Genomic DNA, 16,655 nt, shown 5'->3' with positions numbered 1-16,655 from the left:
CTTGCTCGGTTTAGACAGGAGCTGCCTGGTTTAACCGACTTTTGGCCACCTTCAGGTAGCCGTGCATATTGAGGAATTCGCTATCGTTCGCGAAACGTAATTTAAGTGATCCTGCCGCCTCTTGGATGTAGGGTCTCAGGGCTGATGCGCCGCCTCCAATGACATAGAAGCATTGAATGTCAGGATATTTGCGCCAGCGTTTCTTGATCATCTCGATCATGCGCAAAGCTGCGCGCCGGAAGTGCTGATCCACGATCGGGCGGATGTCAACCTGGCCTTCGCCAAGCAATTGAATCGTGAAATCGCGTTGTTTAATGCGCTGCACGAGCTTGGCTCGGCTTGGAAACACGTAGCTGTAAGCATCTTCCACATCGCGAATGATTGCATCCAGATACGTCGCGATGCCAATTTGCTCGCCATGGCTGAAATGGTTATCAATTGCCATCCGTTTAATAACAGGGAAATCCGTCGTCAATGCACCAATCTCGCAAACGCCGATGCAACCATTGTAAATTTCTTCGTCCTTCACCATTAAACTGTCGTGGGTGGCCAGATGGAAAATAGCTGCAGCTCCTTCAATGGAAACAGCGACTTTGCGAATGGATACTTTAATTTTGCGGTTATGGAATTGCGGCGTGGACAGGAACGTGACTTCATGCTCGCCAAGTAACCTTTGTTCGAATTGTTGACTGTATTTCGCAAATGCACGAACGGGCAACCCGGTTCCCAGCGTGTACTCCACTTCCTCCACGGCGCCGTAACCGCTGTTGAAGGCTTGCGTGGCGAGACCTTGGTAGGCCAGCGCAGTAAGCGCGACAATAAGGGATTGATCCGAGACCGCTTTATTATCGGTGTCTTCCAGCTCCAGGTTGTCTTCGTGTTCCAGCGCAAGCTGACCGACGAAATAACGCTGATTTCTTTGAGAAAGAGAAGGACTGTAAATCATGACGTCGAGCGCTTTCCAAGGGGAATCCTCTTCCTGTAAAATGTGCCTTTCGTAACCCGGCGCAATAATGTTCGGGATGACTAATGGTTCCCTGGATCCATCGAGCACCAGCTTAATGCTGTCGTTACCAATATCAATACCTGCAAGCTTAATCATGCGTGCCTCCACTCCAAATCTGCTGTCTTTCCTGTAATTGTTAAGAACATTCGATTATATCCGACACTATTCCTTCCTACTTTCGACTCATTTTGACTAGGACCAGTAGGTATAAGGAAGGTTTTTATCGGATCATGACGAATGATGTTGTTAGATAGACTTTACCAAATTCAACCACGATAAGGAGACAAATTAGCCTTTATGAAGCTCAAATGGAAGCCAAAAAAACTGACGCTGGTGATCATACCGGATGCCAATCAATCGGTCGTCAGGTTTCGAGTACCCCATTTATTCGCTTATATCGCAGCGGCCTGCTTTTCCCTGCTGCTCCTTATAACCCTCATTACCTATGCCCTGCACGCGCAAACCTCGAAAAAAGCCAATGCGCTGCAGGCTAAACTTAGCGGAGCCAGCCAGCAATGGAACGCGACCTTAACCTCGAAAGACAAAGCGATTGAACAGCTGCAAAATGAAGTCATTCAACTGTCCCAGCAAGCGGAGCAGATGAAATCGCAAGTCGAAGAAATGAAAAAATTCGAGAATGATCTCAAATCCATCTCGGGTCTCGATGCCAACGAAACCGGCAAAGCGGTCGCCAGCGCGACAGCAGCTGACGAAAACAAATCTACGAAGGAACAGACTCCCGCTGCTGCCACGAGCGGAATAGGCGGAAGTCCTAATCCAGCTTCTCAGGAAGCTATTATGCAGCTTGGCGAGCAGACATCTGCTTCTTTTACAGCGCTGAACAGCGAAGTGAAAGAACTGCAAACCAGCTTAACCGAAACGAAACAAAAGGTTGCCGATAAACAACACCAGCTCGCAATAACGCCTACGCTGTATCCGACGAATGTAAAGATCGTCACGTCGACGTTTGGCTATAGAACCGACCCCTTCACACATAGCCCGAGCTTCCACTCCGGCATTGACTTCGGGGCCAGGGAGAATGATGCCGTCTACGCCACCGCTGATGGAAAAGTCGTCAGCACCGGAAAGGATATTTACCACGGCAATAACATCGTCATCGAGCATTCCAAGGGCCTACGCACTTGGTATATGCATTTAAATAAAATTCTTGTCAACAATGGAGACAACGTCACCAAAGGTAGTACCATAGGCCTAGTTGGGTCCACAGGACGCAGCACTGGCCCGCACCTTCATTATGAAGTGCTCAAAAATGGAGAAAGCATTGATCCTAAACCATATCTCAAAGCGAATCGAAAGGATGACTAGACACCATGTTTAAATCCAAGAAAAACCTTATGAATCCAAATACGACAGATACGTTGATTGGAGAAGGGACCACCTTTGAAGGGCGCATTAAATCCGAAGCCAGCATTCGTATTGAAGGCGGGATCACAGGGGATATCGAATGTGCCGGGGATGTGATCATCGGGGAACGCGGCGTAGTGAAATCCAACGTTTCAGCCAGAGATGTGATTCTTGCAGGGAATGTCCATGGCAACATTACCACCAAAGGGAAACTGACCATAACGTCAACGGGCTCGCTGCATGGCAACATTAGCGCTGCTTCCTTTATTATTGAAGAAGGTGGGCAATTCCAAGGAAACAGCAAAATGGAAACAACATCCGCTGCTCCAGCACCTCAACCTCAGCCAAAAAACGAGCCGGATAGCCATATGAATCCTCCTGCTTCCACTACAAATGGCACTTACAAAGGAAATACCATTGCGATGTAAGCTAATGGATCATCAACGCTGCCCCTAGGAGATGCGATAAGAGCATGGTATAATGGTTGGAAATTCATTTCTAACTGCAGGAGACAGCGCCTATGAAAGAACAAACGATACTTTTTGATCTTGATGATACATTAGTCCATTGCAATAAATATTTTGACGTCGTCATTGACCAGTTCGTTGATCTCATGCTGACCTGGTTTTCCGGACATGGGCTTAACGCGCAAGACATTAAACAAAAACAGCTCCAAATTGATCTCGCCGGCATTCATATCCATGGCTTCATGCCCGATCGTTTTCCCAAGTCATTTGTTGAAACGTATCAATGGTTTAGCAGGCACTTCAACCGGAAAATGAGCGCCAAAGAAGAATCATGGCTGATGCAATTAGGCCATACCGTATATGAATACACGGTCGAACCTTATCCGCTCATGAACGAAACGCTCGATCAACTGCAGCAAGATGGCCATCGGCTCTTCCTGTACACAGGCGGCGATGCATCGATTCAAATGAAAAAGGTCAAGGACCTAAGTCTGGACACCTATTTTCATGATCGAATCTTCGTCACGGTCCATAAGACCAAGGAATTCATGGAAACGATCATGCATGAGCAAGGCTTTGATCGCAAACATACGTGGATGATCGGCAACTCCGTCAAAACGGATGTGCTTCCTGCCCTCCATGCGGGGATTCACTCCATCCACATTCCTGTCGAACAGGACTGGGCTTACAACACAGGAACGATCGATATCAAGCCTCAAGGAGCTTTCTACCAGCTCGGTTCCTTGCAAGAAGTTCCAACCACTATTCAATCGTATATAAAGAAATAAATAAGAAGCTAACGCAAAAAGGCTGTCCCAAAGTCATTAATTGACCAAGGGGCAGCCTTTTCTTTAGGGTAGCCTTAATTGCTTATGCCGCCACATCGCGTCTGCGGAATATTTCCCAGGAAAGCAGAATGAACAGTAGGAAGTAGACAATCAGAACGATGATGGAAAATCCAAGTGTCATGCCTTCCGCAAGCGGCTGCCCCTTTAAGTAGGGGGTAAGATCCGTATTGGCAAAAAGGAAGTATTTGCCCCAGCTGTATCTTAAGAGAAGCATGGTAATGATCTGCCCGGCGAACATGATGAAGATACTGATACCGATGGCCAAAGAGGCACTTCGGAATACGGTCGAGATCATAAACGCCAGCGTCACAATCATCACGAGCTCAATCAGCTTCAGCCCATAAGTAGCTAGCGTAAACACCAGCATGCTCCCTTCATGCACTTGCCCCCCTGCATCCACTTTCAGGTGGGGAATTCCAAGGTTCTGGAAGCCGTACAGGAACCCATTCACAATGAGAGCCGTGATAAACAAGACAATCAACAGGGTCACAGCAAACAGGAGCGTTGTTATATATTTGGAGAGAAGAATTTTGGCCCGGCTCGCCGGACGAATAAGCAGCAGCTTGATTGTTCCCCAAGTGAACTCACCGGCAACCATATCCCCGGCAATAATGACGGTAAACAGTGTCACTACGAGGATTATGCCGGAGGCCCTAATGGCTCCGCCCCAGAGTGTGTAATCCGTAGGAGGATAATTATGGTCCAACATGTATTGCTGAAGCGCGATTTCTTCCTTCATCTCTTGTTTGAATTTGTCCGGAAGATCTTTATTTTCCAGCTCTTTCTTATTATGCTCAATCGTCTCTACAGCACTAACCTTCCATTTATCGCCTGCGTCAGTACCCGGATGATAAACGAGACCAGCCAAGACGACAATAACGATCAGCAGCAGGCCCAATATCCAAGTACGCAGCCTGCGATAAATTTTCATCTGTTCATTCTGGATTAAATTAAGCAATCGGATCACTCCCCGTCATCTCTAAGAATTGATCCTCCAGCGACTTCGTTGCCGTACGGATTCCGTAAACCGCAATTCCTGCTTCTACAAAACGTTTGTTCCATATTGCCGTTTCTTCCTTATCCAGCATCAGGATCAGATCATCGCCATCCACCTCAGCCTTAACAGACTGAGCTGAAGCCAATGCCAGTGCCTTCTCCGGCGATGACACTTCAAAAGCCACATGGAGCTTGCCGTCCGTCTGGGCGTACTCTTTGATCAACCTAACATCAACTAACTTCCCGTTTTGTATAATGGCAACCCGGTCGCACATGAGCTCCATCTCAGCCAGCAGGTGACTGGATACAATGACCGAGATGCCGTCCTCGCGCGTCAACTTCCGCAAATGATCGCGCAGCTCACGAATGCCGGCTGGATCCAGGCCGTTCGTAGGCTCGTCCAGGATCAGCACATCCGGCTTATGCAGCAAGGCCTGCGCAATACCTAGTCTTTGGCGCATGCCCAAAGAGTAGGTTTTCACCTTATCATGAATCCGGTTTTCCATGCCTACAAGCTCAATGACCTCTTCAATGCGGTCCTCTCCTATTCCGGGAAACATTCTGGCGTAATGGACCAAATTGTGGTAGCCGCTCAGAAACTTATACATTTCCGGATTTTCAACAATCGCGCCGACATGGCGAATCGCTTGTTCAAAATGGGTCCGAATCGAATAACCGCCAATCCGAATATCTCCTTCCGTGATCGACATGAGTCCAACCATCATTCGAATCGTTGTTGTTTTCCCGGCCCCGTTCGGGCCTAGAAATCCAAAAACTTCTCCCCGTGGGACGTCGAACGTTAATTGATCAATAATCGTCTTCGTACCGATTCGTTTGGTTATTCGCTCAATTTGTACAATCGGTGATTGATCTTGGGCTGCTGCCGCCATACTATATCTCTCCCTACCGCTATTAGTCATAAGAGTCATACCTGATTGCTGCTGACAATATGACTGCGCTCACTATGGATTTTCCCAACAATTATGTACAATGATCTTATACGATTTTATCTAGAAGGAGTTCCTCTATGATCCAAAGAAGACCGTGGCATGGCGTGGAGTGGTCCTTATTTATCGTTTTGACCGGCTCTGTACTGCTAGGCCTGCTTTACGCGCTGCTCCATATGAACGAAAACGAGCACGGTAATATCTTTTTAACCATATTAGCCCTGCTTCTATCGTATGGTATTCCTTTTTTATTTTGGAGACCTACTTACATTAACACAACTATGTACCCGATTTCCGTATTGCTCACAGGTATTCCTCTACAAATCTATCTATCTTGGATGCAAGAAGATGCCTACCTTACTATTAATTGCCCATTAATGGTCATTGGATTCCTTACGGATCGAAAAAATGCTTGGTGGGCCGCTCCAATCTCGCTTGTCGCAATGCCTGTTGCCTATTTCCTGGTCCTTCATCGGGATATGGATATGGGTGTTAGCGAGCTGTTCAGCATCATCCTGAATGCGGTGTTGTTTTTTGCGATCGGCCTTAGCTTGCAGAGAGTTGTCACCTCTAATGAGAAGACGGAAAAGCTTTTAGCCGAAAATCAACGACAATACTATCTTATTCATGAGCAAAATAATGCCTTAGAGCAGTACGCCAACCAAATCGAGCAGTTGACTCTGCTGGAAGAACGCAATCGGATGGCTCGCGAGCTGCACGATACCGTCGGGCACACCTTTACTTCCGTCATCATGGGAATGGACGCTGTTTCCTATTTAATAGAGGCTGCGCCTGACAAAGCCAAAGAAAAGCTGGACGTCCTGCGGGGTGTAACCCGCAACGGGTTGGAAGAAGTACGGCGCAGCATTCATCAAATGGTGCCCAAAGAAGGCGATATGCTGCTCTCGCAGCAATTAACGAGGCTGGCTAATGAGTTCGCCCTCCATACCGGCACACAGATCCGGTTCACGACGGTCGGGGAGGAATTTGAGATTCCGAAACAAACCAAGCTCTCGCTCATTCGCTGCTTACAGGAGTCCCTAACGAATGCCAAACGGCATGGCCGCGCCACCACGGTCGAAATCAAGCTCAATTATGTGGATGATGGGGTTGGTATCCGTATTGAAGATGATGGCGTCGGCGCCGAGCAGCTCAAAGTCGGCTTCGGGATTAATGCCATGCAGGAGCGGATTTTTGCGCTGCAAGGAACGTTACAGGTAAGTTCAACCGTCGGTCAGGGAACTGTTGTCGAATGTTTCATTCCTGCTAAGCGTTTGCCCTCTTTTTAAAAGCTTTCTTCCAAGTTGCTAGCCGTGAATGATACAATATGCATAACAACACACAAGCAAGTTACGCTAGGAGGAGTCCCGCATGAACAACGTCCCGCTGAAACTGCTCCTGGTCGATGACCAGGATTTAATACGAGAAAGCCTCCACATTGTGCTGGGCATGGACCCGGACATTGAAGTCGTAGGCTTGGCCGAGAACGGCCATATCGCCATCCAGCAATGCGAAGAGCATCACCCTGATGTCGTCCTGATGGACATTCATATGCCCGTTATGGACGGAGTCGAAGCAACGCGAAAAATTAAGGAGAAATGGCCGCAAATCCGCGTCATTATCCTGACTACCTTCCAGGAGATCACCTACGTCGTCGACGCCTTGGGAGCGGGAGCTGAAGGTTATCTGCTCAAGGCCATTCATCCGAAGGATCTGGCCGCCGGCATTAAATGGGTGCATCAAGGCGGCACCCTCATTCCGCAGGATATCGCGAGAATGCTTGTCCAGCAAGCCAAAGGCGCTGCTGAGCCGACCGTTCGCGATACGGAGGTTTCAAGACCGCCCAGCGAGGAACCGGCTCGCACTGACGCTTACGGACTGAGCGAGCGCGAGGTGCAGGTGCTGCACTGCATCGCTGACGGGCTGAACAACCGGGAGATTGCCGAGAAGCTTTTCCTGTCCGAAGGTACAGTGAAAAATTACATTTCGAGCATCTACTCCAAAATGGACGTGCGTGACCGCGTGCAGGCTTCCAAGAAGGCGCATGAGGAAGGTATGATTTAGACCGCTTAAAAGCGAACAACAGCGATACAAGAGTGAATCTTGTATCGCTGTTGTCTTTGCTTGGGAGCGGGTCGGCGGGACCGGTTGCTGAGATTCGTCGCTCGAGCTAACCGCGAGCACCGCAACCGACTGATCCAAAAGCGATCCACAAACCGCTTATCACTATTCAAAAAGCCTCTCCAGAAATCCCTTTTTTCTCTTGCGGATCTTCCTGTAACTTTTCACACGGGAATAAGTAGGCTGCTGTTCCACCGGTGATGGCTCTTCCGTAATTAGAGCCAATGCTGTTGATGGCGTTGCTTCAATGTTCTGCAGCTCTGTCCGTTCCTCATCCACCGTGACTTCCTGTCTTCCGACAACCCGGTGAATGATCTGCTCATAGAGCTTATGCTCCATCTGGTGATTCATTTGCCGAAGCAGCTGTTCCTGCTGCTTGTTATGGAGCTCAAGGTGCTCATGAAGCTGAGATTGAAGATCGGCGACCTGCCTGGAGAGTAGCAAGACTGCTTTCTGAAGAGCAATCACATGCTGCGTTCCTATAGGTTCTTCCGCATCAAAATCGAGAGTGCCCTCGCCATTCTCGGCCAGAAGCGCATAAAGTTCTGCCGCCTTTATGAGATCCTCTTTCTTCATGTGCTTCCTCCAATTCCGGTTCGATTCTAGGCGTCCGTGCTCTTCCGACGTTAACCTGTTCCCTCTATTGTACATGATGCTCACGAATTGTTCACCTTTTTGATTAGCTGCAATTTACTCAACCTAAGAAATTAACAGAAGGGGCATGTTCCTATGCACATTGATGCACCACTCAAAAAGAAACCACGCGTCCTGGACTCCTTCCTGCTTCCTTTTATCCAATCGCGCTCCTTCCCTTATTTATGGCTAAGTCAACTCATTTCTATGCTTGGCGGTTCCGTTACCACCGTTATTTTACCAATGGTCGTTTATTCGCTCACGGGGTCAACGACGATGATGGGCTTGGTCATGACCGCCTACATGCTGCCTTACGTCCTCATGCTCCCCCTCTCGGGATGGATTGTTGACCGTTATGATCGCGTGAGAATTATGATGCTATCCGATATCGTCCGCTTCATCGTCATGTTGGCTATCGCCGTGCTTATTTTCTCAGACAGCTTGTCCATTCCCATGCTTTTTGGATTGGTAAGCCTTTATGGCCTTATGGAAGGACTTTTTCACCCTGCCTATTCTGCCGTACGCGCGACCGTATTCACGCCAGACATCCGCAATGCCGCCAATGCGTTAACACAAGTGAGCAATCAAGGGGTCAAAATCATTGGACCTGTCCTAGGCGGCCTTATCGTTTCGTCCATGTCTGCCAGTTATGGGTTCGGCTTGGACGCGCTAACCTACCTAATTTCCTATCTGTGTCTGCTGGTGTTAGTAAAAAAATCGCTAGTTTCGCATCAAAATAAACCGGAATCTTCAACAAGCCATCATAGCTTTACTTGGAAGCGCGAATTCCTCGAAGGTATCACGATCCTCAAAGGCCACCCCTGGCTTTGGATCACGATCCTCGCCTTTTGTTTCATTAATATTTGCTACACGGGCATTATTGTCATTCTTATTCCTTGGCTGTTCAAGGTTCATCTTGGGCTCGATCCACTCGCGTATGGGATAGGCATCACATGCTCCGGTGTTGGAGCTATTGCAGCAGCCCTTCTTTTTGGGTCTAAAAGGCAGTGGCACCACCGGGGCATAATCGCCTATGGCGCAGTGATCCTGAGTGGCGCTGCACTGCTGACGATGACTTTCACAACGTCACCTATTGCGCTCTCGCTGCTCATGGCCGTCGAAGGCTTCGGGCTGATGATCTTCGGTCTCATCTGGGAAACCAGCCTTCAGGTGCTAGTGCCCCCCGAAGCTTTCGGGCGGGTGGTCAGTTTGGATTTGTTAGGCTCTTTTGCCTTATTGCCGCTGAGTTATTTCTTTGTCGGCTGGATTGCAGATCAAATCGGGGGCGTGATCACCATCTCCATATTCGCTTCGATCGGCCTGGCCATTGTCGCCAGTGTGCTTTGTGTGCCGGCGATTCGGCGGTTTCAGTAGGCGGTTCGGACTCAGCGGGCGTTAACTGTGAGTTTTAGAGCAGTATTAAGCTATTTCAGAGCTGTTAGCGTCTCCTGGATCCGTTAGAACTTGTATCCGGCCGAAATACGGCAAATAAGGTCGGCTCAGTCCATTAGACATAGGGGGCACAGAGACACTTGGCGTATGGGGTCGGGTAACCTCATATCGATACGAGAGTTAAGTTGGCCAACGAGACAACCTTGAGGAACTAGAGGGCACAATTCTAGCAATTCCAGCCCGTTTCCACGTTCAAGCGGAACTACATGGCTTTATTGGATCGCCTAATCCCGTTTTCTTTAAGAAAACGGACAAATAGAAGCCCACGCTCAACATACAAAAAGGAAGGCCCCAAAGCAAAACCAAGGGGCCTTCCTTTCCTATTTTCCAACCTATGGCAAATTTGATGATCCCATCAAATAACGGTCAACCTCGCGAGCCACCGCGCGCCCCTCATTGATCGCCCAGACGACAAGACTTTGTCCGCGACGCATGTCACCAGCGGCAAAAACGCCTTCCACGCTCGTCGCAAACTTGCCGTACTCCGCTTTCGCATTGGAGCGCTCGTCTTTGGCGACGCCAAGCTGATCCAGCACCGTGTTCTCCGGTCCTGTGAAGCCCATCGCGATCAGGACCAGCTGCGCTGGATACACCTTCTCGCTGCCGGGCACTTCCACAGGGACGAACGCGCCCTTCTCGTTCTTTTGCCACTCGATCAGCACCGTGTGCAGCTCTTTCAAGTTGCCGTGCTCATCCCCCACGAATCTCTTCGTGTTGATTAAGTACTGGCGCGGGTCCTCGCCTTGAACCGCGGCTGCTTCTTGCTGACCGTAGTCCACCTTGAGAACCTTCGGCCACTCCGGCCAAGGATTATTCGCCGGACGCGTCTCCGGGGACTTCGGCATAATCTCGAACTGTGTTACGCTTTTGCACTTGTGGCGCAAAGAAGTGCCCACACAGTCCGTCCCCGTATCACCGCCGCCGATGACGATAACGTCCTTGCCTTCCGCGGAAATAAATTCACCGTCGGCATGTTCGGAATCCAGCAAGCTTTTCGTGTTCTTGCTGAGAAATTCCATCGCCAGATGGATGCCGCCAAGCTCGCGGCCTTCAATCGGAAGGTCGCGGCCTTTGGTGGCTCCGCCGCACAGCACGATGGCATCGAACTCCTCTTGAAGCTTCTCGATCGGATAGTTCACGCCGACGTGCGCGGAGGTTATGAACGTAACTCCCTCTGCTTCAAGCAGATCTACTCGGCGCTGGACGTACTTTTTGTCCAGCTTCATGTTCGGGATGCCGTACATCAGCAATCCGCCCACGCGGTCCGCGCGCTCGAACACCGTCACCCAGTGTCCGGCTTTGTTCAGCTGCGCTGCGGCAGCGAGACCGGATGGGCCCGAGCCTACGACGGCAACCTTTTTGCCTGTACGCACTTCAGGCGGCTCCGGCCGTATCCAGCCTTCTGTGAAGCCTTTATCAATAATGGCTTTCTCGATGCTTTTGATCGTAACCGGCGTGTCTTTGAGACCTACTGTGCAGGAACCCTCACATGGCGCCGGACATACACGTCCCGTGAATTCCGGGAAGTTATTCGTTTTGTGCAGACGATCGAGCGCTTCCCGCCATTGTCCGCGATACACCAGATCATTCCACTCCGGAATGAGATTATTGACCGGACAGCCGGCAGCCATGCCACTGATCAAAGCTCCCGTGTGGCAAAACGGAATGCCGCAATCCATACATCTTGAACCTTGCGTCTGCAATTTATCATCCGTCAGCGGTGTCGCGAACTCTTTCCAATGGCCGATACGGACCAGCGGAGCGGCTTCGGTTGCCACTTCACGGCGATGTTCTATAAAACCGGTTGGTTTACCCATGAACGTTTAGTCCCTCCCAAGAGTTTTGCTTCAGCAAAACTTACGTCGTACGCTTCTGCAACGATTCGTTAGTTTCCACCGACACGGGAAACATCCCGCATATTTGCCTCAAAAGCAACCATGATGGCCTCTTGCTGGCCAAGCCCGGATCGTTTCACCTTCTCGATGGCATCAAACATCCGCTTGTAGTCCTTCGGTATCACCTTCACGAACTTCCAAACGTATTCATCCCAGTGCTGTATGACGCGGTGGGCAACGCTGCTATCCGTAAATGTCGCATGATGCTGAATCATCGTTCTCAGTTCGTTCATTTCAAAAGCTTCTTCCACCTGCTCAAGATGGATCATCTCTTTGTTAACCTTGTCTGCAAAATCGCCTTTCTCATCCAGTACATAGGCAATTCCGCCTGACATCCCTGCCGCAAAGTTACGGCCGGTCGATCCTAACACAACAACACGTCCGCCTGTCATATATTCACAACCATGATCCCCTACGCCTTCGACAACTGCTCGCACACCGCTGTTTCTTACACAGAAACGTTCGCCGGCAATCCCTCGAATGTACGCATCACCATCCGTAGCTCCATAGAAAGCAGTATTTCCAATGATTACGTTCTCTTCCGGGACAAAAGCAGATTGCGCAGGCGGGAAAATGACCAGCTTGCCGCCGGATAACCCTTTCCCCACATAGTCGTTGGCATCGCCTTCCAACGAGAGCGTAACCCCCTTCGGCACGAAAGCACCGAAACTCTGGCCCGCCGAGCCGTTAAAGTGAAGGCGAATCGTGTCGTGAGGCAAGCCCTCTACGCCATGCCGGCGAGTGACTTCACTGCCGACAATCGTGCCGACAACGCGATTCGTATTGGCGATGTCCATGATCGCATGCACATGTTCCTTGCGCTCAATCGCAGGTTCGCAAATTTCAAGCAGCTTCGTAACATCCAACGAGCGATCCAAGCCGTGGTCCTGCGGCATTTGGCAGAAGCGGCCCACATTTTCGCCGACATTCGGCTGATGCAGAAGCGGCGATAAATCAACGCCTTTGGCTTTCCAATGCGCTACAGCTTGCTTGGACTCAAGCACATCGGTACGGCCAACCATTTCCTCAATGGTTCGGAAGCCAAGCTCGGCCATCAGCTCACGTACATCCTGCGCGATGAAGGTCATGAAATTGACGACATGCTGCGGATCGCCGGCAAATTTCTTGCGCAGCTCCGGATTTTGCGTAGCCACTCCAACCGGACAAGTATCCAGATGGCACACGCGCATCATCACGCAGCCAATCGTAATCAGCGGAGTCGTCGCGAAGCCGAACTCCTCGGCACCGAGCAGCGCAGCGACGACCACGTCGCGCCCTGTCATCAGCTTGCCGTCCGTCTCGACGGTGATACGGCTGCGCAGGTCATTGAGCACGAGCGTCTGATGCGTTTCCGCAAGACCGAGCTCCCATGGCAGTCCCGCGTGACGAATACTCGTCTGCGGTGACGCGCCCGTTCCTCCGTCGTAGCCGGAAATAAGGACGACGTCCGCTTTCCCTTTGGCTACGCCGGCGGCGATGGTGCCAACCCCAACCTCGGATACCAGCTTAACGCTGATGCGTGCGCGCGGGTTGGCATTTTTGAGATCGTGGATCAGCTCTGCGAGATCCTCGATCGAATAAATATCGTGATGCGGCGGCGGCGAAATCAAACCTACGCCTGGCGTAACACCGCGTACCTCGGCCACCCAAGGGTACACCTTGGTGCCCGGGAGCTGGCCGCCTTCGCCGGGCTTCGCGCCCTGCGCCATCTTGATCTGAATCTCGTCGGCATTGACGAGATAATGGCTTGTGACGCCGAAGCGGCCGGACGCCACCTGCTTGATCGCGCTGCGGCGCAGGTCGCCGTTCGCATCCGGCGTGAAGCGCTCCGGATGCTCGCCGCCTTCGCCGGTGTTGCTCTTGCCGCCGATGCGGTTCATCGCGATCGCAATCGTCTCATGCGCTTCTTTCGAGATGGAGCCGTAGGACATGGCTCCCGTCTTGAAGCGCCCCCAAATCGACTCGATCGGCTCCACCTCTTCGATCGGGATCGACCCGCGGCCTGCCTTGAAGGTCAGCAGCCCGCGCAAAGCCATATATTTCTCATCTTCGCGTTTGATGAGCTTCGCAAAGTTCTTATACTGGGCGTAATTGTTCGTACGAACCGCCGATTGAAGAGCATGCACCGTTTCCGGTGTGTACAGATGGTCTTCCCCATCTCGACGCCACTGCAAATCACCGCCGGTATCGAGCACCTTATCGCGCCCCTCCTGCTCAGAGAAAGCACGTTGGTGGCGAAGCGCCGCTTCCTTAGCCACAACATCGATACCTACACCGCCAACCGGCGTATAGGTCCAAGTAAAATACGCATCAACAAGCTCTTGGCTGAGACCGATCGCTTCGAAAATTTGCGCTCCACGATAACTTTGAATCGTGGAAATGCCCATTTTCGCCAAAACCTTCACGACGCCTTTGGTCACGGCCTTGATGTAGTTATAAGTTGCTTTATCATGATCAATACCGACAAGCTGATTGCGTCTGATCATGTCATCTAACGTTTCCAAAGCCAAATACGGATTGATCGCACCTGCGCCATAGCCAAGCAGCAAAGCAAAATGGTGCACTTCGCGCGGTTCGCCCGATTCGACAAGCAAGCTGACTTTGGTCCGAGTGCCCTGGCGAATCAAATGGTGATGCAGTCCTGACGTTGCCAGCAGCGCCGGAATCGGCGCCTTTTGCCCGTCCACGCCGCGATCCGAAAGAATTAACAAAGAAGCGCCATCTTGGATCGCCCCGTCTGCGGCAGCATATAGAGCTTGCATCGCGCTTTCCAAGCCTGGCGTGCCCTGAGCAGCCTCGAACAAGGTAGGCAGTGTGACCGTCTTAAAGCCGTCACGCTGGATATGACGCAGCTTCGCCAGTTCTTCATTGGAGAGGAACGGCGTTTTCAACCGAATTTGGCGGCAGCTCGCCGGCTCAGGGCTTATGAGATTGCGCTCTGGCCCGATCGTTGTCCCCTGCGCTGTGATGATCTCTTCGAAGTTCGCATCGATTGGCGGATTCGTGACCTGCGCGAACAACTGTTTAAAATAGTTGTACAGCAGTTGCGGTCGGTCGGACAGCACGGCAAGCGGTGCATCCGTACCCATAGATCCAATAGGGTCTACGCCTGTTTTGGCCATAGGCTCAAGGATTTTACGCAGCTGCTCAAAGGTATATCCAAAAGCTTGCTGACGCTGCAAGACCGTGTCATGATCGGATCCAAGCACAATAGGCGCATCGTCCAAATCCTCCAGTGAAACAAGATGCTCGTTCAGCCAGTCGCGATAAGGCTGCTCGCCGGCAATGCCGCTTTTAATTTCCTCGTCGGCTACAATACGGCCTGCTACGGTATCAACAAGCAGCATGCGACCCGGTCTGAGGCGATCTTTGTACAAAATCCGCTCAGGCTCAATGTCCAAGACGCCAACTTCCGAGGCCAAAACGATGAAATCATCCGTTGTGACATAGTAACGCGATGGGCGTAAACCGTTTCGGTCAAGAATAGCGCCAATTTGACTGCCATCCGTGAAGGCTATGGCTGCCGGTCCATCCCATGGCTCCATGAGTGTGCTGTGGTATTCGTAGAACGCTTTTTTAGCGTCATCCATCGACTCATGCTTGGACCACGGCTCAGGCACCATCATCATCGCCGCATGCGGCAGCGAACGTCCTGAAAGCATAAGGAACTCGAGCGTATTATCGAACATTTGCGAATCCGAGCCATCGGTATCAATAATAGGAAGAATGCGTTTGAAGTCTTCGCCAAACAGTTCCGAATCGCACATCGCCTGACGCGCATACATCCAGTTCACATTTCCACGCAGCGTGTTGATCTCACCGTTATGAATCAGATAGCGGTAGGGATGCGCACGCTCCCAGCTGGGAAATGTGTTCGTACTGAACCGGGAGTGAACGAGCGCAAGCGCGGTCTCCACCTTCTCATCCTGCAACTCCATGTAATAAGCGTCGACCTGCTTAGGCGTCAACATCCCTTTATAAACGATTGTTCGGCTAGACAAGCTAGAATAGTAAAATTGCGCATCCTGAAGCGACAATTTGATAGCGTTTTCAGAAAGTTTACGTATGACATACAGCTTCCGTTCAAAATCGAGATTGCTCGCCACATCCGCACTTTCTCCAATAAATACCTGGCGTACGAAAGGTTCTGCCGACTGCGCGGATTCTCCAAGTGAGCTGTTATCTGTAGGAACAGTTCGCCAACCTAAGAATTGCTGACCTTCCTCGCTAACAATGCGCTCAATGATTTTCTCGCATGCTTGGCGCGCCTCTAGTTCTTGAGGCAAATAGACCATACCTACACCATAGTGACCTGCTGCAGGAAGCTTGATGTTTTCCTCTGCACAAGCAATTTGGAGATACGCGTCCGGAATTTGCATCAAAATTCCCGCTCCGTCGCCTGTGTTTTGCTCACTGCCTTGACCACCGCGATGATCTAAATTGCAAAGTACACGAAGCGCTTGCTTGACGATTTCATGCGATTTGACACCCTTAATATTCGCTACAAAGCCAATACCGCAGGCATCACGCTCGAACTGAGGATCGTACAATCCTTGCTTGGGAGGTAACCCGTTTTTGGTCATGTTGTGCAACCTTTCTTTTCTGGTTTTTGGACACACTTTGTCCAATGTACGCTTTAAAGTATTAAATTATCGAAACATGGTGACGTCTATTTCACCCAAATATATTGAATAGTACAAATTGGTGAAATAGTCTCAATATTTTTTATATTATATTAACACCAGAAATAGTATAGTTCAATCTAAATGTAAAGGTTTTCATTTTAATATTTTTATAAGATAGTCCTAAAAAAAGGAAACGACAACCAAGTATGCCGTTCGCTTCTTTTTTCATTGGACGAAATCCAACACTGCCACTGCCTAACCCCGTATGAACGAGGCATTCGCAGTTTGTCGTGCATGTTT

Annotated in this window: 12 protein-coding genes; 6 read left to right on the top strand and 6 right to left on the bottom strand. The window is 50.5% G+C overall.

The genetic code is table 11. The features are described 5' to 3' along the window. Positions 1-10: 10 nt before the first annotated feature. Positions 11-1,102, bottom strand: a complete 1,092-nt coding sequence (locus tag GON05_RS03105; protein ID WP_157317773.1) for a ParM/StbA family protein — start codon at positions 1,100-1,102, stop codon at positions 11-13. A 201-nt stretch (positions 1,103-1,303) separates the two neighbouring features. Here GON05_RS03105 and GON05_RS03100 point away from each other — a divergent pair, with 201 nt between their 5' ends. From GON05_RS03100 to GON05_RS03090, 3 genes are all read left to right on the top strand, one after another. After that, the gene (locus GON05_RS03100; protein WP_157317772.1) at positions 1,304-2,332 is read left to right on the top strand and encodes a M23 family metallopeptidase; all 1,029 of its coding nucleotides are present in this window, start codon (positions 1,304-1,306) and stop codon (positions 2,330-2,332) included. A gap of 5 nt (positions 2,333-2,337) precedes the next feature. Next, positions 2,338-2,799, top strand: coding sequence for a bactofilin family protein (locus tag GON05_RS03095; protein WP_157317771.1), 462 nt, complete (start codon positions 2,338-2,340; stop codon positions 2,797-2,799). Between the two features lie 92 nt (positions 2,800-2,891). After that, positions 2,892-3,626, top strand: a complete 735-nt coding sequence (locus GON05_RS03090; protein ID WP_157317770.1) for an HAD family hydrolase — start codon at positions 2,892-2,894, stop codon at positions 3,624-3,626. Between the two features lie 82 nt (positions 3,627-3,708). Here the strand turns inward: GON05_RS03090 and GON05_RS03085 are convergent, their stop codons facing one another. Together GON05_RS03085 and GON05_RS03080 are read right to left on the bottom strand one after the other, a co-directional pair. Further along, positions 3,709-4,644, bottom strand: coding sequence for an ABC transporter permease (locus GON05_RS03085; RefSeq protein WP_157317769.1), 936 nt, complete (start codon positions 4,642-4,644; stop codon positions 3,709-3,711). Beyond that, the gene (locus tag GON05_RS03080) at positions 4,637-5,572 is read right to left on the bottom strand and encodes an ABC transporter ATP-binding protein (RefSeq protein WP_157317768.1); all 936 of its coding nucleotides are present in this window, start codon (positions 5,570-5,572) and stop codon (positions 4,637-4,639) included. The genes GON05_RS03085 and GON05_RS03080 overlap by 8 nt, the downstream gene beginning before the upstream one ends. 137 nt (positions 5,573-5,709) lie before the next feature. Here GON05_RS03080 and GON05_RS03075 point away from each other — a divergent pair, with 137 nt between their 5' ends. Further along, the gene (locus GON05_RS03075; RefSeq protein WP_157317767.1) at positions 5,710-6,918 is read left to right on the top strand and encodes a sensor histidine kinase; all 1,209 of its coding nucleotides are present in this window, start codon (positions 5,710-5,712) and stop codon (positions 6,916-6,918) included. Between the two features lie 82 nt (positions 6,919-7,000). Then, the gene (locus tag GON05_RS03070; protein ID WP_157317766.1) at positions 7,001-7,693 is read left to right on the top strand and encodes a response regulator; all 693 of its coding nucleotides are present in this window, start codon (positions 7,001-7,003) and stop codon (positions 7,691-7,693) included. A gap of 162 nt (positions 7,694-7,855) precedes the next feature. Here the strand turns inward: GON05_RS03070 and GON05_RS03065 are convergent, their stop codons facing one another. Beyond that, on the bottom strand, positions 7,856-8,326 hold the full coding sequence (locus GON05_RS03065) for a hypothetical protein (protein WP_157317765.1): 471 nt from the start codon (positions 8,324-8,326) through the stop codon (positions 7,856-7,858). A 153-nt stretch (positions 8,327-8,479) separates the two neighbouring features. Between GON05_RS03065 and GON05_RS03060 the strand changes: the two genes are divergently transcribed. Then, a complete protein-coding gene (locus GON05_RS03060; RefSeq protein WP_157317764.1) occupies positions 8,480-9,757 on the top strand; it encodes an MFS transporter in 1,278 nt (425 codons plus the stop codon). Positions 9,758-10,167: 410 nt separating this feature from the next. Here GON05_RS03060 and GON05_RS03055 read toward each other — a convergent pair whose 3' ends face one another. Beyond that, positions 10,168-11,652 carry a glutamate synthase subunit beta gene (locus tag GON05_RS03055; protein ID WP_157317763.1) on the bottom strand — a complete coding sequence of 495 codons (1,485 nt, stop codon included), beginning with the start codon at positions 11,650-11,652 and terminating at the stop codon, positions 10,168-10,170. Positions 11,653-11,720: 68 nt separating this feature from the next. Then, on the bottom strand, positions 11,721-16,313 hold the full coding sequence (gene gltB / locus GON05_RS03050; RefSeq protein WP_157317762.1) for a glutamate synthase large subunit: 4,593 nt from the start codon (positions 16,311-16,313) through the stop codon (positions 11,721-11,723). Positions 16,314-16,655: the final 342 nt, after the last annotated feature.

This window comes from Paenibacillus anseongensis (genome assembly GCF_009757995.1).
GTDB classification, from domain to species: Bacteria; Bacillota; Bacilli; order Paenibacillales; family NBRC-103111; genus Paenibacillus_E; species Paenibacillus_E chondroitinus.
Note: the sequence above shows the minus strand (reverse complement) of the source record. Positions and strands in the feature narration are given on the sequence as shown.